Source organism: Nocardia sp. NPDC004068 (assembly GCF_042874315.1).
Classification (GTDB): Bacteria; Actinomycetota; Actinomycetes; order Mycobacteriales; family Mycobacteriaceae; genus Nocardia.
This window is the reverse complement of record NZ_JBIAMW010000016.1, coordinates 51,261-69,797: the sequence shown is the minus strand read 5'-3', so window position 1 is coordinate 69,797 and position 18,537 is coordinate 51,261. Positions and strand designations below refer to the sequence as shown.

General features: G+C 69.5%; 17 protein-coding genes. 9 read left to right on the top strand and 8 right to left on the bottom strand.

Annotated features, from left to right (window positions below):
• Position 1: 1 nt before the first annotated feature.
• Positions 2 to 1,285, bottom strand: coding sequence for a radical SAM family heme chaperone HemW (gene hemW / locus ACFYTQ_RS31415; protein ID WP_387368843.1), 1,284 nt, complete (start codon positions 1,283 to 1,285; stop codon positions 2 to 4).
• A gap of 126 nt (positions 1,286 to 1,411) precedes the next feature.
• Between hemW and ACFYTQ_RS31410 the strand changes: the two genes are divergently transcribed.
• The 6 genes from ACFYTQ_RS31410 (at position 1,412) to ACFYTQ_RS31385 (ending at position 7,104) form a co-directional block, all read left to right on the top strand.
• On the top strand, positions 1,412 to 1,504 hold the full coding sequence (locus ACFYTQ_RS31410; protein ID WP_387368841.1) for an Ms4527A family Cys-rich leader peptide: 93 nt from the start codon (positions 1,412 to 1,414) through the stop codon (positions 1,502 to 1,504).
• Positions 1,505 to 1,633: 129 nt separating this feature from the next.
• Positions 1,634 to 3,421: a nitrite/sulfite reductase gene (locus ACFYTQ_RS31405; RefSeq protein ID WP_387368839.1), complete on the top strand. Its 1,788-nt coding sequence runs from the start codon at positions 1,634 to 1,636 to the stop codon at positions 3,419 to 3,421.
• Positions 3,422 to 3,436: 15 nt separating this feature from the next.
• Positions 3,437 to 4,153 (top strand): phosphoadenylyl-sulfate reductase, encoded by a 717-nt coding sequence (locus tag ACFYTQ_RS31400; protein WP_387368837.1) that lies wholly within the window; start codon positions 3,437 to 3,439, stop codon positions 4,151 to 4,153.
• On the top strand, positions 4,150 to 5,064 hold the full coding sequence (gene cysD, locus ACFYTQ_RS31395; RefSeq protein WP_387368835.1) for a sulfate adenylyltransferase subunit CysD: 915 nt from the start codon (positions 4,150 to 4,152) through the stop codon (positions 5,062 to 5,064). The genes ACFYTQ_RS31400 and cysD overlap by 4 nt, the downstream gene beginning before the upstream one ends.
• The gene (locus ACFYTQ_RS31390; protein WP_387368833.1) at positions 5,064 to 6,365 is read left to right on the top strand and encodes a sulfate adenylyltransferase subunit 1; all 1,302 of its coding nucleotides are present in this window, start codon (positions 5,064 to 5,066) and stop codon (positions 6,363 to 6,365) included. Before cysD ends, ACFYTQ_RS31390 begins: the two co-directional genes overlap by 1 nt.
• Complete coding sequence (locus ACFYTQ_RS31385) at positions 6,358 to 7,104, top strand: sirohydrochlorin chelatase (protein WP_387368831.1); 747 nt, start codon at positions 6,358 to 6,360, stop codon at positions 7,102 to 7,104. The genes ACFYTQ_RS31390 and ACFYTQ_RS31385 overlap by 8 nt, the downstream gene beginning before the upstream one ends.
• A 1-nt stretch (position 7,105) precedes the next feature.
• Here the strand turns inward: ACFYTQ_RS31385 and ACFYTQ_RS31380 are convergent, their stop codons facing one another.
• Positions 7,106 to 7,903 (bottom strand): HAD family hydrolase, encoded by a 798-nt coding sequence (locus ACFYTQ_RS31380; RefSeq protein WP_387368829.1) that lies wholly within the window; start codon positions 7,901 to 7,903, stop codon positions 7,106 to 7,108.
• A 144-nt stretch (positions 7,904 to 8,047) separates the two neighbouring features.
• On the bottom strand, positions 8,048 to 8,746 hold the full coding sequence (locus ACFYTQ_RS31375) for a TIGR00266 family protein (protein ID WP_387368827.1): 699 nt from the start codon (positions 8,744 to 8,746) through the stop codon (positions 8,048 to 8,050).
• 134 nt (positions 8,747 to 8,880) lie between these two features.
• Between ACFYTQ_RS31375 and ACFYTQ_RS31370 the strand changes: the two genes are divergently transcribed.
• Positions 8,881 to 9,642: an SDR family NAD(P)-dependent oxidoreductase gene (locus ACFYTQ_RS31370; protein ID WP_387368825.1), complete on the top strand. Its 762-nt coding sequence runs from the start codon at positions 8,881 to 8,883 to the stop codon at positions 9,640 to 9,642.
• Positions 9,643 to 10,615: 973 nt separating this feature from the next.
• Here ACFYTQ_RS31370 and ACFYTQ_RS31365 read toward each other — a convergent pair.
• Positions 10,616 to 12,733 carry an Hsp70 family protein gene (locus ACFYTQ_RS31365; protein ID WP_387368823.1) on the bottom strand — a complete coding sequence of 706 codons (2,118 nt, stop codon included), beginning with the start codon at positions 12,731 to 12,733 and terminating at the stop codon, positions 10,616 to 10,618.
• Here ACFYTQ_RS31365 and ACFYTQ_RS31360 point away from each other — a divergent pair.
• On the top strand, positions 12,726 to 13,106 hold the full coding sequence (locus ACFYTQ_RS31360; RefSeq protein WP_387368821.1) for a hypothetical protein: 381 nt from the start codon (positions 12,726 to 12,728) through the stop codon (positions 13,104 to 13,106). The two genes, ACFYTQ_RS31365 and ACFYTQ_RS31360, sit on opposite strands and share 8 nt — an antisense overlap.
• Before the next feature lie 209 nt (positions 13,107 to 13,315).
• Entirely contained in the window at positions 13,316 to 13,864 is a 549-nt protein-coding gene (locus tag ACFYTQ_RS31355; protein ID WP_387368819.1) for a hypothetical protein, read from the top strand.
• Here the strand turns inward: ACFYTQ_RS31355 and ACFYTQ_RS31350 are convergent.
• The 4 genes from ACFYTQ_RS31350 to ACFYTQ_RS31335 all read right to left on the bottom strand — a co-directional run bounded on the left by ACFYTQ_RS31350 (position 13,852) and on the right by ACFYTQ_RS31335 (position 18,483).
• Positions 13,852 to 14,532 carry a TetR/AcrR family transcriptional regulator gene (locus tag ACFYTQ_RS31350; protein WP_387368817.1) on the bottom strand — a complete coding sequence of 227 codons (681 nt, stop codon included), beginning with the start codon at positions 14,530 to 14,532 and terminating at the stop codon, positions 13,852 to 13,854. The genes ACFYTQ_RS31355 and ACFYTQ_RS31350 overlap by 13 nt on opposite strands.
• Before the next feature lie 72 nt (positions 14,533 to 14,604).
• Positions 14,605 to 16,164, bottom strand: coding sequence for an FAD-dependent oxidoreductase (locus tag ACFYTQ_RS31345; RefSeq protein ID WP_387368815.1), 1,560 nt, complete (start codon positions 16,162 to 16,164; stop codon positions 14,605 to 14,607).
• Between the two features lie 16 nt (positions 16,165 to 16,180).
• Positions 16,181 to 17,182 carry a diiron oxygenase gene (locus ACFYTQ_RS31340; RefSeq protein WP_387369020.1) on the bottom strand — a complete coding sequence of 334 codons (1,002 nt, stop codon included), beginning with the start codon at positions 17,180 to 17,182 and terminating at the stop codon, positions 16,181 to 16,183.
• Positions 17,183 to 17,367: 185 nt separating this feature from the next.
• A complete protein-coding gene (locus ACFYTQ_RS31335; protein ID WP_387368813.1) occupies positions 17,368 to 18,483 on the bottom strand; it encodes an Hsp70 family protein in 1,116 nt (371 codons plus the stop codon).
• Between the last annotated feature and the right edge of the window lie 54 nt (positions 18,484 to 18,537).

Sequence of the window (18,537 nt, the reverse complement as noted above, 5' to 3'; positions counted from 1 at the left end):
GTCAGCCTCCGGCGGTCAGCAGTTCGCGCACGACCCCGTCGGCGAGCAGCCGCCCATTCGCCGTGAGCACCAACCGATCTCCCGCGCGCAGCGCGAGCCCGTCCGCGACGACGCGATCCACGGCCCGCAGTTCGGCCGCGGTCAACTCGGCTACCGGCAGCCCGGTGCGCAATCGCGCGGTCAGCATGACGCGCTCGGTGTGCCGCTCCTCGTCCGTCAACGCCTCCCAGCCCGCGGCGGGCAGACCGCCCCCGGCCACCCGCGCGGCGTAGCGCGCCGGATGCTTGACGTTCCACCACCGCACCCCGCCGAGGTGGCTGTGCGCGCCCGGCCCCGCGCCCAGCCAGTCGCCGCCGTCCCAGTACCCGAGGTTGTGGCGGCAGCGCGCGGCGTCGCCCGCCGCCCAATTGGACACCTCGTACCAGGTCAGCCCGGCCGCGGACAGCCGCGCGTCGATGCGTTCGTAGCGGGCCGCGAGCACGTCGTCGTCGGGGGCGGGCAGCTCCCCGCGACGGACCTTGCGCGCCAAGGCCGTTCCGTCCTCCACGATCAGCGAGTACGCCGAGACGTGATCGACGCCCGCGGCCAGCACGGCCTCGAGGCTCGCGTCGAGATCCTCGTCATGTTCGCCCGGCGTGCCGTAGATGAGGTCCAGATTGACGTGCTCGAATCCCGCGGCCCGCGCCTCCCGCGCCGCGGCCACCGCCCGGCCGGGGGTGTGCGTGCGGTCGAGCACCCGCAGCACGTGCTCGGCCGCCGACTGCATCCCCAGCGAGATCCGGGTGAACCCGGCCGCACGCAGCCGTTCGAAGAATCGCGGCGAGGTCGATTCGGGATTGGATTCGGTGGTCACCTCGGCCCCCGGGGCCAGCGGGAAACGCTCGCGCACCGCGTCGAGCACCTCGGCCAGCCCGTCCCCGCCCAGCAGCGAGGGCGTGCCCCCGCCCACGAACACCGTCGACACCGGCGGCTGCGCGCTCGGCAACTCCCCGAAAACCCTTGCCGCCTCGCCCAATTCGCCCCGCAACGCGGCGAGCCAGGACTGCGGCGAGGCCGAGGTCCCCAACTCCCCCGCGGTGTAGGTGTTGAAATCGCAGTAGCCGCAGCGAGTCGCGCAGAACGGCACGTGCACGTAGATTCCGAACGGCCCGCCCCCGAAGTCCCGCAGCAGCGGTCGCTCCGTGACGCCGACACCTCGCGCGTCGGCGGCATCGGCGGCCCGTCCCCGCACATGGACCCCTCGCGCGTCGGCGGCATCGGCGGCGGGAATCTGGGTGGACGTCATCGTTCCAGTCTGACCTATGACCCATCTCACAAATCAGGTCGAGCGTCCAGGGAATTTCCCTCGAATTCCCGGAAAATATGCCCCGGGCGGTCGGAAGGACCCCGCTGACATGGCACAATAACTCTCATGACCGGACTTGGAGTGCGACTGGTGGCGCGACGCCACGTCGACTTCAAGCGTGTGTGCAGCGCGGGCTGTCTGCCCGAACGCCTCCGGTAGTTCGGTCCCCCGTCCCCCGGTTCCGGCGCCCCTTCGGACGCCGATGTCCCCGGCCGCTGAATACCGAAGGCGAGAGCCAGCCCCTCCCGTCTGCCGCAAGGCCAGATCACCACCCGCAGGAGCGACCCCATGACGTCGAGCACCGACGCCGGTCACACCCCGTCCGAATCCGCCCGCCCGGCGCGTCCCGCCGCCGAGCGCCGCGTCCGGCCCGACCGCCCCCGCCGCGAGGCCCCCACCGGTCCGCGCGAGCGCACGGGCAAGCCCGTACGCCGCCGGTCGGAGGGCCAGTGGGCCTTGGGTTACCGCGAACCGCTCAACCCCAACGAGCAGAGCAAGAAGGACGACAACCCGCTCAACGTCCGCGCCCGCATCGAGAACATCTACGCCAAGGGCGGTTTCGACTCCATCGACAAGGCCGACCTGCGCGGCCGGTTCCGCTGGTGGGGCCTGTACACCCAGCGCGAGCAGGGCTACGACGGCACCTGGACCGGCGACGAGAACATCGACCTGCTCGAGGCCCGCTACTTCATGATGCGCATCCGCTGCGACGGCGGCGCGCTGAACGTCGAGCAGTTGCGCACCCTCGGCCAGATCTCCACCGAATTCGCCCGCGACACAGCCGATCTCTCCGATCGCGAGAACCTCCAGTACCACTGGATCGAGATCGAGAACGTCCCCGAGATCTGGCGGCGCATCGAGGCGGTCGGCCTCCAGACCACCGAGGCGTGCGGCGACTGCCCGCGCGTGGTGCTCGGTTCGCCGCTGGCCGGTGAGTCGCTCGACGAGGTCATCGACGCCACCCCGGCGATCGAGGAGATTGTGCGCCGCTACATCGGGAAGAAGGAGTACTCCAACCTTCCCCGCAAGTTCAAGACCGCCATCTCCGGTCAGCAGGACGTGGTGCACGAGATCAACGACGTGGCCTTCGTCGGCGTCGAACACCCCGAGCACGGCCCCGGCTTCGACCTGTGGGTCGGCGGCGGCCTGTCCACCAATCCCATGCTGGCCCAACGGGTCGGCGCGTGGGTCCCGCTCGACGAGGTGCCGGAGGTGTGGGAGGCGGTCGTCGCGCTGTTCCGCGACTACGGCTACCGCCGGTTGCGGTCCAAGGCGCGGCTCAAGTTCCTGATCAAGGACTGGGGCATCGAGAAGTTCCGCGAGGTGCTCGAGACGAAGTACTTGCAGCGCAAGCTGATCGACGGTCCCGCCCCGGAGCAGCCCGCGCGGCCGATCGACCACGTCGGCGTGCAGCGGCTGCGCAACGGGCTCAACGCCGTCGGCTTCTCCCCCATCGCGGGTCGCGTATCCGGCACCATCCTGACCAAGGTCGCCGACGCGGTCGAGCGCGTCGGGGCCGACCGCATCCGCTTCACCCCGTACCAGAAGCTGATCGTGCTCGACGTGCCCGACGACAAGGTCGACGAGCTGATCGACGAGCTGGCGCCGCTGGGCCTGCAATCGCGGCCGTCGATGTGGCGGCGGAACCTGTTGGCGTGCAGCGGGATCGAGTTCTGCAAGCTGTCGTTCGTGGAGACCCGCAAGCGCTCCCAGGCGCTCGCGCCCGAACTCGAGCAGCGCCTCGCCGACATCAACGCCCAGCTCGACGTCCCGATCACCATCAACATCAACGGCTGCCCCAACTCCTGCGGCCGCTCCCAGATCGCCGACATCGGCTTCAAGGGGCAGCTGGTCGACGACGGCGAGGGGAATCAGGTGGAGGGCTACCAGGTTCATCTCGGTGGCAGCCTCGGGCTCGACAGCGGTTTCGGCCGCAAGCTGCGCCAGCACAAGGTGACCAGCGCCGAGCTCGGCGACTACATCGAGCGCGTGGTGCGCAACTTCGTCAAGAACCGCGACACCGGCGAACGGTTCGCGCGGTGGGCGGTCCGCGCCGACGAGGCCGACCTTCGCTAACGGGAGATGTGAGCTATGGCAACCACTTTGGAGAAGCTGTCCGAGGACGAACTCCGCCGGATCGCCGCGGACGGCGCGGCCCTGTTGGGCCCCGACGCCTCGGCGACCGACCTGCTGCGCTGGACCGACGAGACGTTCGGCCCCGGCTACATCGTCGCCTCCAATATGCAGGACGCGGTGCTGGTCCACCTCGCCGCGCGGGTCCGCCCCGGCGTGGACGTGCTGTTCCTCGACACCGGCTACCACTTCGCCGAGACCATCGGCACCCGCGACGCGGTCGAGGCCGTCTACGGGGTGAACGTGATCAACGTGACCCCCGAACACACTGCGGCGCAACAGGATCGGCTCCTCGGCAAGGACCTGTTCGCCCGCGAGCCCAACGAATGCTGCCGCCTGCGCAAGGTCGTCCCCCTGACCCGCTCGCTGTCCGGCTACAACGCCTGGGTCACCGGTATCCGCCGCGTCGAGGCCCCCACCCGCGCCAACGCCCCCCTCATCTCCTTCGACGAGGCATTCGGCCTGGTCAAGATCAACCCGATCGCCGCCTGGTCCGACGACGAGATGTCCGCCTACATCAGCGAACACGGCATCCTCGTCAACCCCCTCGTCGAGGAGGGCTATCCGTCCATCGGTTGCGCCCCGTGCACACGGAAGCCGGAACCGGGATCCGATCCGCGAAGCGGCCGCTGGGCCGGCCTCGCCAAGACCGAATGCGGGTTACACCAGTCATGACTCTCACAGTGACCGATACCGAATTCGATACCCTGGCCGCCCTCGAGTCGGAGTCCATCCACATCTTCCGCGAGGTGGCGGGGGAGTTCGAGCGGCCGGTGATCCTGTTCTCCGGGGGCAAGGACTCGACGGTGCTGTTGCATCTGGCGCTCAAGGCGTTCTGGCCCGCGCCGTTGCCGTTCGCGCTGTTGCACGTCGACACGGGGCACAATCTGCCCGAGGTGCTGGAGTTCCGGGACCGGGTGGTGGCGAAGTACGGGCTGCGGCTGCATGTGGCGTCGGTGGAGGAGTACCTCGCCGACGGGCGGCTGACCGAGCGGCCGGACGGGATTCGCAATCCGTTGCAGACCGTGCCGTTGCTGGACGCGATCGCGGCGAATCGGTTCGACGCGGTGTTCGGTGGCGGGCGGCGCGACGAGGAGCGGTCGCGGGCCAAGGAGCGGATCTTCTCGCTACGCGACGCGTTCGGGCGCTGGGATCCCAAGCGGCAGCGGCCCGAGCTGTGGAACCTGTACAACGGTCGGCACGCGCCGGGTGAGCATGTGCGGGTGTTCCCGCTGAGCAACTGGACCGAACTCGACATCTGGCGCTACATCGCCCGCGAGGACGTCGATCTGGCCTCGATCTACTACGCCCACGAGCGCCCGGTCTACCAGCGCGACGGCATGTGGATGACCCCCGGCTCCTGGGGCGGTCCGCGCGAGGACGAGGAACTGCTGATCAAGTCGGTGCGCTACCGCACCGTCGGCGACGGATCCTCCACGGGCGCGGTGCTTTCCACCGCCGCCACCAACGAGGAGATCCTCGCCGAGGTCGCCGCGTCCCGGCTGACCGAACGCGGCGCCACCCGCGGCGACGACCGGGTGTCGGAGGCCGCGATGGAAGACCGCAAGAGAGAAGGTTATTTCTGATGTCCGACCTATTACGACTGGCCACCGCCGGCAGTGTCGACGACGGCAAGTCCACACTGGTCGGACGCCTGCTCTACGACACCAAGTCGGTGCTGGCCGACCAGATCGACGCCGTCACCCGCGCCTCGGTGGACCGCGGCCTGGCCACCCCCGATCTGTCCCTGCTCGTCGACGGCCTGCGCGCCGAGCGGGAACAGGGCATCACGATCGACGTCGCCTACCGCTATTTCGCCACGCCCGCACGGACTTTCGTGCTCGCCGACACCCCCGGCCACGTGCAGTACACCCGCAACACGGTGTCCGGCGCGTCCACCGCGCAGCTGGTGATCCTGCTGGTCGACGCGCGCAAGGGCGTCATCGAGCAGACCCGCCGCCACGCCGCGGTGATGGCGCTGCTGGGCGTGCCGAAGCTGGTGCTGGCCGTGAACAAGATCGATCTGGTGGACGACGCCGCGGGCGTCTTCGAGCGGATCGCGACCGAATTCACCGAGCTGACAACGAAACTCGGCTGGACCGGCGACGACGTGGTGGCGATCCCGGTGTCGGCGCTGCACGGCGACAATGTCGCCTCCCGCTCGGCGAACACCCCGTTCTACCACGGCCCCTCGCTCATCGAGCATCTGGAGTCGGTGCCCGTGGACGCCGACAGCTCGGGTCGGCACTCGATCGGCCTGCGCTTCCCCGTGCAGTACGTGATCCGGCCCCGCACCGCCGAATACCCCGACTACCGCGGCTACGCCGGACAAATCGCGGCGGGCGTGGTCGCCAAGGGCGACGAGGTCGTGGTCCTGCCGTCGGGCGTGCGCACGACGGTGGAGCGGATCGACACCGCCGACGGCGAACTGGCCACCGCGCAGCCGGGCCGCAGCGTCACCCTGGTGCTGGCCGACGACGTCGACGTCTCCCGCGGCGACACCATCGTCGCGGCCGCCGACGCGCCCGAGCCGATCGACGCCTTCGACGCGACGGTGTGCTGGCTCGGCGACAAGCCGCTGCGCGCGGGCGCCCGCCTGCTGCTCAAGCACGGCACCCGCACCACGCAGGCCATCGTCGGCGCGCTGGTCGAGCGCTTCGACGAACAGAACCTGGCCGCCGATCCGGCCCCGGAGTCGTTGTCGCTCAACGATATCGGGCGGATCTCGATCCGGGTCGCTGATCCTATCGTGGCCGACGACTATCGCGTGAACCGGCATACGGGCAGCTTCCTGCTCATCGATCAGGCGGGCGGCAATACGCTGGCGGCCGGTCTGGTCGGCGACGTGCTGACCATGGTCGAGGTCGGTTCCGGGTCCGGTGTCTGAGTCCGGTCCGGCGCTGATCGCGGTCGCCCACGGCAGTCGCGATCCGCGTTCCGCCGCAACGGTTTCGGCGGTCGTGGCGGATCTGGCGGCGCGTCATCCGGGAATGGATGTCCGGCTGGCGTTTCTCGATCTGAGTACGCCGTCGGTGGAGCAGGTCGTGGACGCCGTTGCGGCGCAAGGGCATACCGAGGCGGTGGTGGTGCCGCTGTTGCTCGGGAGCGCGTATCACGCCCGGGTCGATCTGCCGGGGTTGCTGGCGCGGGCTCGAGGGCGTCATCCGCGGTTGCGGTTGGTGCAGGCCGAGGTGCTCGGTACCGACGCGCGGCTGATTTCCGGACTGCGGGAACGGGTTCGGGACACCGGGGTCGATCCGTTCGATCCGTCGGTGGGGGTGGCGGTGGCGGCGGTCGGTTCGTCGTCGGCGGCGGCCAATCGGCGCACGCGGCGGGTGGGCCGATTGCTCGCCGAGGGGACGGCCTGGCGTACGTCGGTGTGTTTCGCCACCACCGAACCGGGCCTGCCCCAGGCGGTTTCGCGGCTACGTGAGCGAGGGTGTACCGATATCGTGGTCGCCCCGTGGTTCCTCGCGCCGGGGTTGCTCACCGATCGGCTGCTCACCGCCGCGTCCGAGGCGACCCACGCCGACCCGATCGGCGACCATCCGTTCGTTGGTGATGTGGTGCTCAGCCGCTACGTCTCGGCGCGGGCGGAGCTGCGTCGCGGGTCGGCGGCGGCCTGACTCAGTTCGCGAACCACCGTTCCAGCACGACGGCCACCCCGTCCTCGCAGACATCCAAGGTCACCTCGTCGGCCAGCTCCAGAATGGGGAGCACCGAATTGCCCATGGCCACCGAATGTCCTGCCCACGTAAGCATTTCGTGGTCGTTGTAGCCGTCGCCGATGGCGAGCGTCGCCTCGTGGTCGACGCCGAGCCGACGCCGCAGCCGCTCGAGCGCCCAGCCCTTGGAGACGCCCTGTTTACTCGCGACGAGGAAGGGTTCGTACTCCCCGTGCACCCAGCCCGCCCCGGGCAGCACCAGTTCGTCGAGCAGCGCGACCATATCGGCGAGCGTTCCCCCCGGCCACCAGCCGCTGAGGCGGGTGGTGGGCTCCAGGCTCAGCTCGTGATCCTCGACGAAACGGTACTCACCGAGCCGGAAACTGCCCGGAAAGTATCCGGTCGTCCACGTGCCCACGCCCACCTTCTCCACCGACAGCACCATGTCCGGGAACCGCGACCGCAACGCGTCCACCGACGGTTCCGCGTCGAAGGTCTGCATCGACAGCGGCTGCCAATTCGAAATGTCCACGTGCACAGCGCCGTTCGAGCACAACGCCTGCCCCTCACCGAGCCCGAGATCCTCCACGACCACCCGGGTCGCGAGCAGTGTACGCCCCGTGGTGATCACGACATGCGCACCGGCATCCGCCGCGGCACGCACCGCCGCGCGAACCCGCGGCGAGACCGGCTGCCCGGTTTGCAGAAGCGTCCCATCCACATCCAGCGCTATCAATTCGGGCCTGCGTACAGTGTCCACCAGCCCATTCTTACGGATGCACACACATCCCCGTACGTTGCGCCGGGGTAGCGGTGGGCTTGAGCGGCAGCACCACTGGTTGCGTCGAGATAGCGGTGCACATCGCTGCTCGGTGCGTCGAGGTATGGGCGGGCCGATCGGGCGTTACTGCTCGTTGCGCTCCGGGAGGGGTAGGTATGGGAGGAGGGCCTGGGCGAGGTTGCTGATGGTCAGTGATTGCAGCCATACTCGGCCGGGGCCGGTGAGGGCGGCCAGGAACAGGCCCTCTCCGCCGAAGAGGATGTTGCGGATGCCGCGGATGAGGGTGATGTCGAAATCGACACTGGCGTCGAACATTCCGACGTGTCCGGGATGCACGCGCAGGGTCTCGCCGGGCGCGAGGTCGTACTGCACCACCTCCCCCGACAACTCCACCCACGCGTAACCCGCGCCGCTCACCTTGGCCAGGGTGAATCCGGCCCCGCCGAAGATGCCCGCGCCCAGCCGCCGCTGGAAACTCACGCTCACCGCGACATCGCCGCCGCCGCACAGGAATCCGTGCCGGTGCACCAGATAGTCCGCACCGGGTTCCAGGGTGATCGGCACGATCTGCCCGGGCAGTTTCGCCGCGAACGCCACGATGCCCGGACGCAGGTCGGCCCCGTACTCGGTCATGAAGAAACCCGTACCCGCGAAGGCCCGCTTCACCGCCCGGAACATCCCGCCGCCCACTCGCGAGGACGTGTGCAATCGAATCGAATCCGTCATCCACGACAGCTGGCCCGCCTCGGCCACGACGCTCTCCCCCGGCGCGAGCCCGATCTCGAGCACCGGCATCACGGTTCCGATGATTCTGGCCTCCATCAATCCAGTGTGCCCGCGTAGCCGACCGGGGCAATATATGACACGTCAATTACACGTCCGGTTTCCGCCAGCCGCAGCGCCTTCCGTCGCGTTGACTCGAAAGGGCAAGCACGACAGACGATATGGAGGACGAGATGACCGGTCGGTTCGACTCGAAGGTGGTTCTGATCACGGGCGCGACATCGGGCGTGGGCGCGGCGGTGGCGCATCGGGTCGCCGCCGAGGGCGCGGCCGTGGTGCTCGGCGCGCGCGGGAAGGAGGCGGGCGACGGCATCGTCGAGCGGATCCGCGCGGCGGGCGGCCGCGCGGTGTTCGTGCCGACCGATGTCACCGTGCCCGACGACGTGGCCCGGCTGACCGACACGGCCGTGACCGAATTCGGCCGCCTGGACGCCGCGCTCAACAACGCGGGCGCGGTCAATGCCTTCGGCCCCGTCCAGGACATCGCCGAGGACGGGTGGCGTGCGGATCTGGCACTGAATCTCGACAGCGTGTATCACGGTCTGCGCCATCAGGTTCCGGCCATCCTGGCCTCAGGCGGCGGCGCGATCCTGAACAACGCGTCCAACCTGGGCGTGGTCGGGATGGGTTCGGTGGCGCCCTATGTGGCAGCCAAACACGGCGTCGTCGGCCTGACCCGGGCCGTGGCGCTGGAAACCGCGGCCCAGGGTGTCCGGGTGAACGCCATCGCCTCCGGTGCCGTGGACACCCCCGCCTTCCGCAATTCGATGGGCGCGACGCCCGAGGGTGTGGCCGCCGTCGCCGCCCTGCATCCCCTTGGCCGCATCGCCGAACCGGATGAGATCGCTTCACTGTGTGCGTATCTGCTCAGTGACGAGGCGAGCTTTCTCACCGGTGCGGTGGTATCGATCGACGGGGGGTTCACCGCGCAGTAGACGGGGGGTCCCGTCGCCCGGGTCCGGCTTTCGGGCGGGGCACCTTCGTCCGGGCGCTCGGAATCGCTGCGTATGGTCCATCGGTGAGCGCCACCAGTTGCGCGAGAGTTTCTGCGGCGCAGTGGAATTCGCGACTATATGATGGTGAATATTTGGGCCCGGCTTCGTTCCGCCGGTTGGGATGGTGTCGGCCGCGCAGTAGACGGGCGTCCCCTCGCCCGGGTGCGGCCTTCGGGCTGGGCTGGACACCTTCGTCCGGACATTCGGCATCGCTGCGTATGGTCCATCGGTGAGCGCCACCAGTTACACGAGAGTTACTGCGGCGCAGTGGAATTCGTGACGGCATGATGGTGAATACGTGGGCTCGGCTTCGCGTCGACAGTCAGGATGGTGTCGGCCCCGCAGCAGCCAGCCGTCCCGGGCCAGCCCGCCGCATCCGCCGCGCCGGGAAAGCCGCCCGCAGGGTCCGGCGCTCGAGGAGGATGACCTGGATCTCCCCGCCACGCAGGGACAGCCGCCCGCGCCGCAGGGTCCGGCACTCGAGAAGGACAACCTGGATCTCCCCGGCGCGCCGGGAAAGCCGCCCGCGCCGCAGGGTCCGGCGCTCGAGAAGGACAACCTGGATCTCCCCGGGGCGCAGGGCGGCGGCACGGGCCTTGGGGTCGGGCCTGACCCCGGGTCCAGCCGCCGGTCAGTGATGGGCCTCGGCTGAGCGCTCCGGCCGACGACCTCGTGGCGCCCCTCATCTTGCGGCACGAGGTCGTCGGGCGGTGGGGACGGGTTCGTCAGCGGGCGCGACGAGGTCGTCCGGGTATTTCGTTCGGGCTCAATCGGTTTCGGGGAGTCTTCGCTTACGGCGCGTCGAGCCGCTGGCGTCTGGGCGGAGAGGTACGGCCGCAGTGGCCCTTGCCGCTTCGGGGAGCCTTCGCTACGGCGCGTCGAGCCAGTGGCGTTTCGGCGGAGAGGCGCGGCCTCAGTGGCCTTTGCCGCCGCCTGAGCCGCCTCCGGAACCGCCGCCCGATTTGCCCGCGCCGGTTCCCCCCGACATTCCGCCGGAAGATGTTGTACCCGAGCGAGTTCCGGAGGACGTACCACCCACGGAGGCCGAGCCGTTCGACGGGCCCGACATCGATGTTCCGCCCTGGGCCGCCGAGCCACCGGTGGACGCGCCTCCCGAACTCGTTGCCCCGGAGCCTATTCCATTGCCCGTTGTCGTTCCACCGGACGCGGGTGAGCTGGCTTGGCCGCTCGTCCCACTGGGGGCTCCCGTAGCACCGCCGGGCGAGTTCTGCTGGGAGCCAGCGGAAGTCGACGAGCCCGCGGTGGACGGACCGTTCGGTGAGGCGGCCGGGCCGGAGGGCGCGCCAGGCGACGCGGGCGCAGCCCCCGGAGCCGAGGCAGGCGCACCCACCGAGCCCGACGCGGGGGGATTTCCTGGAGCAGGTGCGTCGACGGAACCGGGCGCGGGCGCACTGGCGGGAGCGGATGCACCAACGGAACCCGGCACGCCCCCGGGAGCACCCACCGAACCCGGCGCGCTTCCTGGAGCGAGCGCACCCGCCGCCCCAGGAGCGGATGCACCAACGGCACCCGGCGCAGGCGCACCTACGGGAGCAGGCGCACTCCCTGGAACGGGCGAACCCACCGCGAGCACAGCTTCGGCCGGTGCGCCGATCGACCCCGTCGCCGCGATCGGATCCAACTGACCGGGCTGGATCGCGATGGGACCGGGCAGGCTCACCGACGGGATCGTCGCCGACACCGCCTGCCCGGACACGCGCGAGGCCGACGGCGCGAACGGCAGCGGATTGCGGAAGCGCGCAGGATCGGCGTATACCGTCCGGGTGGTGGGCGGATCACAGCGGGTCCCGACGCCGTGCGAGCGAATCACCGTCTCGATCGACGTCGCAGCCGAGACCGACTGAGACACCAGCTGTTTCGCGGCATACGGAGTGAACCGCGTCAGCAATGCGTCGGCCTTCGACGGCACCCCGGCCATTTGAGTCAACCCGTCGAACAGCTCCAACTCCCGCTGATCCTGCCGATCCCCATCGGCCGGTCCCGCGAGCGCGGGCGCGAATTCCAGTGCGGGACCGTCGGTTCCGATCGGCCCGGTGCCGAGCATGGTGGCCGCGGACATCGCCACCGCGGAAACCACGGCGGCGCTGGATAATACGGCCGCGCCCCGCGCGTACCGCCCGAGGGTCACCCCGCTGTCGGCGAGTCGCGCCGAGGCGAGGGCCGCCCCGACGGCGACCGTGTGCGCGGGATCCGGGGCCATCACGATCGGCCGATCGAGTTCTGCGAGTACCTCGGCGACCTCGCCGGGCCGGACCGCGCCGCCGACCAGCAGCACCCGATCGATGTCCCGCAGCGTCAACCCCGCGCCGCGCACGCAATTGCGCACGACGCGAAGGGAATTGCGCACATGCCAGACCCGCAGGCGCTGAGTGTCGATGGCGGGCACCACCTTCGACACCGGCGACGGCGCGCCCGGGGACAGCGCTCGCGCGTATCGGGCGAGGATCGTGCCGAGCGGACGGCCGCCGTAGTCGTGCGACCGCACCGGCGCGCCGAGCACGCCGCGTTCCTCACGATCGGCCTCGGTCCGTACGACGGCGACGTCGAGGCAGTTGCCGCCCAGGTCGTAGACCAGCGTCAACCCGTTCTCCGACACCCCGTGCTCGGCGTCGAGCCATTCCACCGCGGCCACCGGTTCGGGCATGAGCACGACGTCGGGCGCGCCCGCCCAGTCCAGCGCGTGCCGCAGCGACGTCACTTGACGTTCCGAATAGCAGGCCGGATAGGTGGCGACCGGACCCTCGGCGGGTTCGTTGGCGGTGACGAGGCACGAGACGACGGCGGCCACCAGATCGGCGGGCGTCCAGATGCGCCCCGCCAGCAGCACCGGCTCGACATCACGCGTCAGATCGGCGAAATCGGTGACCACAGGGGCGAATCGGGGCACGCCCCCGATGCGCGGCCCACCCGCGCTGTCGAACGTGACCGCCGTCCGCCGCACCCGCACCGCGGGCCGCTCGCGTTCCCCGGCGACCGCCGCCCACACCGAGTTCACTGTGCCGATGCTCATGCCGAAGCCAACAGTCATTGCCATCCCGTCAACGCACCGAGACCACGGCCCCATGGATAGCGCCATGTGGTCGCGGTCGTTTACCAAACAGCGAACTCAGGTTAGCTGGCACTTGTCGATCACGAATACCGAATGCGGAGAAAAGGTTTCAAACCCTTTGGTACGTATCACGAACCCGCAGATAGAAGCCCATCTCCACCCATCCCTCACCCCCAAATCCCCACTCAACCGACCATTAACCCCCGAAACCAGCTACCGCACAGTAATTCTCACGAAAAACCGACCGGTGCGCTGCGCCATCCCCGAGTTGATCACCCGCACCCCGAAAACAACCGACCGTTACCAAATGGCTGGACAGTTGCTGATCCTCTGAGCCTCGGCATTTCGGACACAAAACCCAGCCGAGACCACCTGGTCCGGAAACAGCCTGCCGCACAGGAAGATTCGCCTCCCTCCCCCGTCTCGTTACCGTCTCGCGGCGCGCCGCCGCCGTCTGCCACCCGCAAGTCGCGTGCACGAGTTGAACAAAGTTGAAATGCCCCCTAGCCTAGTTTTTATCTTAGTTCAAAACCGGGAGGCGCCGTGCCCGTTGCTGTCCTGATGGCGAGCCTGTTGCAATTGGCGCTCGCGGGGTTGTTCGTCGTGATGCTGGCCGCCTTCCGATCGGCCGGTCCGCGGGCGCAGCGTGCGATGGAGGCGGAGGTGGCGCGACGTGGCGTGCCGCCGGAAGCGCTCGCGGAGCACGGGATCCGAATGGACGAGGGGCCCGGGGCATTCGTCGCGGGCGGGTCGATCGCGGCGGTGCTGGTCGTGCTCGCGGTACTCGATCTGTCCGGAGCCGGGATCGGGCGGGTGTCGTCGTGGGTGGTGGAGCCGTTGGTACTGCTCGGAGTCGGGTTCGTGACCGGCATGCAGGTGTTCGCGACGCGGATCACCGTGTCCGCGTTCGCCGAACTCGACGATCCGCGGCTGCGTGCGCTCGATATCGGTGCGGTGCTGCGGGCCGGGGTCGACGCCCTGCCGTCCTGGTATCGTCCGGCGATCGTCGCGCGATGGCTGCTGGCCACCGCGGGATCGGCCGCGGTGATCCTGCTACTCGCGCTGCCCTCGGCGGGGCGCTACTTCTCCTGATCCAGTCGGGCCTCCAGTCCGTCGAGCACCGTGCGCAGCCCGAATTCGAATCCCGTGTCCCCGGGCAGGGTTTCGACGCCGACCGGCGGCGACGTCGAGCGCGCCAGGAGACGGGGGAACTGCCGCACGGTCTCGGCAATGGAGGCCATGACCTCCTCCCGGCGGGCGTCCTCATCGACACCCGTGCGCCGCATCCGGGCCTGCCAGGCGCGTTCGGCGGCAGACCCGTGTGCCGCCCCGATGACGTACATCAGCACGGTCGCGGCGGCGAGGTCGGCATCCGTCCTCGAAAACCCGGCACCCTCGAACACCGCCAGGCAGCAGTCGTCGAACCGGGCCTTGCCCGGCCCGTAGACGACGTGCGTGCTCATGGCGGGCAGCAGCCAAAAATGCCGGGCGACCATCGCATGCAGCTCACGCGCCAATAGCATGGCGGCCGAGCGCCATTCGATCACCGCCGGGTCGGGCAGCTCGAGTTCCCGCCAGACCGAATCCGCGGCGAGGGTGACCAACTCGTCCTTGCTCTTGACGTAGTAGTACATCGCCGTGGCGGCCACACCCAACCGCGCTCCGAGCCGACGGACGTTCAGCCCGGCCACACCCTCGGCATCCAGTACCGCCACCGCCGCCGTGACGATCTGCTCCCTGGTCAACGTCTCTCGGGGCACGACAGCCACCGTACCCAGCGACCTACGGCCCTCGCACCGCCGCGCCGGACGCCTCGGCGTCCCGGCGATGGATCAGCTGCGGGACAACAGCTTTCGCTTCCACCAGGGTTCGCTCGAGGTGCCGCCTCGGATTGCGGTGGGGCGGCGGGTGGTGATCAAGGTGTCGAAGTCGGCCAACGAGGCGGGTGGGGTGGGGAGGGTGCCTGCGTTGAAGTCATCGACCAAGTGACGGACCGTTTCCTGGGCGCAGGATTTGTTGGTGCCGATGAAGCCGGTGGGGCCTCGTTTGATCCAGCCGGTGACGTAGGTGCCGGGTTCGACTCGGCCGTCGGTGTTCGGGATGACGCCTCGGGCTTCGTCGAAGGGGAGGTCGGGGAGGGGGGTGCCGCGGTAGCCGACCGAGGCCAGGACCAGGCCGGTGTCCAGGGTTTCCGTATCGCCGGTGGGGACCGCGCGGACGGTGCCGTCGGGGTCGGTGGCGAGGGTGTTGTGGGCCAGTTCGATTCCGGTCACGCGGTCGGTGCCGGTGAGGGCCACGGGGGAGGACAGGTAGCGCAGGACGATGCGTTTGCGGGAACCGACGGGGCGGTCGGCGACCTCGCGGAGGCGGCGGAGTTTGTGTTCCACCTTCTGCGGCATACCCGGAATCGGTTCGGGGACATCGCCTTCCACGACGATGTCGATGTCGGAACCGAGCAGGCCCACGAATTCCGGGACCGTGAAGGCCGATTCGGCGGGGCCGCGGCGGCCGACGATGACGACCTCCTCGATCTTGCTGTGCCGCAACGCTTCCAGCGCCCGTGGGGAGACCTCGGTGTCGGCGAGCAGTTCGGGATCGGCGGTGAGGATGCGGGCCACGTCCAGGGCGACATTGCCGTTGCCGACGATCACCGCGCGCCGGTGCGACAGGTCGAACTCGCGGTCGGCGTGGTCGGGATGGCCGTTGTACCAGGCCACGAACTCCGTCGCCGAGACGCTGCCGGGCAGGCCCTCGCCGGGGATGCCCAGCTTGCGATCGGCCGACGCGCCCACGGCGTAGATCACCGCGTGGAAGTGCCGCAGCAGATCCGCGTGCGAAATGTGTTCGCCCACGGCGACATTCAGATACGAGCCGAAGCCGGGCTGGGCCGAGATGACGTCGAACAACCGGCTCACCTGCCGGGTGCGGGTGTGATCGGGGGCGACGCCGTGCCGGGCCAGGCCGTAGGGTACCGGGAGCCGATCGAGAACCGTCACCGTGACGTCACGCTGGGTGAGCAACTCGTCGGCCGCGTACATCGCCGACGGCCCCGAACCGACGATCGCCACTCGCAGCGGGCCGCGCTCACGCGAAACCTCGGGCGCCGGAATGGGTTTGGCGAGCGTGGGACGCGGCCGGACCTGCCGGTAGAAGTCGGCGTTGATCTCGATGAACGGCTGCTGCTCCGGCGTCAGCTTCTTCGAGGAGGTGATGGCGTCCACCGGGCACGCGGTGGCGCAGGCGCCGCAGTCCACGCACGCCTGCGGGTCGACGTACAGCATCTCCGCCGTCCGGAAGTCCGGTTCGTCGGGCGTGGGATGAATGCAGTTGACCGGGCAGGCGTACACGCACGAGGCGTCGCTGCAACAGGACTGGGTGACGACGTAGGGCATCGATGACCGCCGTCGTTCAGTGCGCCCGCACGGCGCGCAGCGGCTCCGAGCGGTAGCGGGTGGTGTGGCCGTCGATCTTCAGCAACTTCCACACACCGCGGGCGATCGGGTTCATCAGGCCGATCTCCTTGGCCAGCGTGCGCACGTCGCCGAAGAAGTCGGCGAAGTCCTGCTTGGCCTCCTTGGTGCCGTAGAACAGCTCCTTGCGCACGTAGTCCGGAATGTCGAACTCGCGCCAGAACGACCGCGGCGGGGTGTAGATCGAGCGGCCGAGGATCCACATCACGACCGGCATCAGCAGCGAGAGCACGAACTTGTTGGCGGCGTTGGTCTCCGGCACGTGGTTCTTGAGGAACTCGTGCGCGAACGAGATGTGCCGCGCCTCCTCGGCCACGTGAATGGACATGACGCCGCGCATGATCGGGTGCACCTCTTCGCCCGAGCGCAGGATCGCCTTCTGGATGTGGTCGATCGGCTCCTCGCCGGCGAGCACGGCCATGAAGAACAGGTTCGGGAACAGCGCGGCCACGGGCGCGCCGATGTACTTGAACTTGCTGACCAGCGGGCCCATGCCGGGCACGTCGATGCCGATCCGGTTGACCATCTCCTGGAACATCAGGGTGTGGTTGTGCTCCTCGATCATCTCGTGGGAGCAGTACCGGAACTCGGGCGAGCCGTTGGGCAGGCCGAAGTTGTGCGTCACCATGCCGCTGATGAGGATGGACTCGAACTGGAGGCCGACCTTGGCGACATTGGCCTGACGGTACTTGCCGATGGCGATCTTCCGCTCCAGCGGCAGGGCCTGGTACCAGGGGTGGCGGCCGAGCGCGTCGCCGGAGACGGGCAGCACCCACCGCTCCTCGCCGGCGTCGGGCGCGAAATCGGGGTTGTCCCAGTCGATGTCGTCGAACGGATCGAAGTGCTTGTTGACCGAGCCCTCCGAGAGCAGCATCAACTTCTGGGCGTACTCCTGAGCCTGGGCGACCACGGGGTCGTTGGGCGTCGCGGCAACGGACATCGTCGTCACAGCCTCTCCATCTCGCACTAGTAACTGTGTCCCATGGTTACACCAACACCGAGTCACGTCAACTAGCCGATCGGAGGGTGAGCGCCCGATTTCGGGGTTCGGTGCACAGACGTACACCCGAACTGGGGGTACCCGCGAGTAGGTCCGCTATGGGTGTGTCACAGATAACAACGCAGTCAGGGCGCGGGTTGGACGAAGCACATCCCGTTCGCGTCGATGAGCGCGGCGGCGGCCCCGTCGCTGGCCACCGCGGTCGCCGCGAACAGCGCTCCCCCGGCCGCGACGGCGGCGGTCACCGCGGCGCGGGCGAAGCGCCGACGCAAGCCCGCGCGGGCGGCCCGGCGTTCGGCGACCGCGTCCGGCGGGGCGGCCGCGCGGCACGCCAGGAGCGCCGCGCCCTCGGCGATGGTCCGCTCCGGATCGGCGGCGACGAAGACCGGACGGGCCAGGGCGTCCGCCAGCGCCCCGGCCACCTCCGGCGGGCGCGCGGCCCCGCCCACCACCAGCACCCGATCGACGTCGGCCATCGTGACGTCGGCGACGCGCAGACATTCGTAGACCAACCCCAGGGATCGACGAATGTGCGCGGCGCGCAGTTCGGTGATGGTGGTATCGGACAGCACCCCGACCAGGCTGGGTGCGTCGGTGGCGTGCCAGCGCGCCCGCCGGGCCATCAGGTCGCCGAAGGCCCGGCCGCCGAATGCCTTGGAGCGCAACGGCTCTCCGACGATCGGATCGTCCGGGCGGCCCGCGCCGACCCGTACCAGGGTGACGGTCAACCCGGACCCGCCGAGGTCGTAGACCAGCGCCAGGCCCGGCATGAGCGGTCCGTGCCGGTGTTCGAGCCAGGCCGCGGCCGCGAGGGGTTCGGCGACCAGCGCGGCCCGGTCCAGTCCGGCCGCGTCGAGCGCCGCGCGCAGGTCGGCCACTCGTTCGGGCGGGTAGTGGATCGGATGGGTGATCGTAATGCCCGCGCCCGCACCGCCTTTCGCGCCCAGAGCGGTGGCGATGACGCTGTCGGCGACGGTGGCCACCAGATCCGCGGCCGACAGCGCGCGATGGCCGACCCGGGCCGTGACCGCGGAACCCTCGGTGAGATCGGCGAATTCGGTGATGGCCCGGCCGTGGCGGGGGATGCGCCCGACCCGCGCGGCGCCGGTGCTGTCGAAGGTGAGCGTGGTGCGCCAGGTGTGCGGTGGGCCGCCGCGCGACTTCCGTTCGGCGCGACCGCCGCCCGTCACGGCGCAGACCGTGTTGACCGTGCCGATACTCACGCCGAGCCCAACCGTCATCACACCCACCTCGTTCGAGAGGAAGCCGTTTACCGAACCGTGACCCGCATCAAG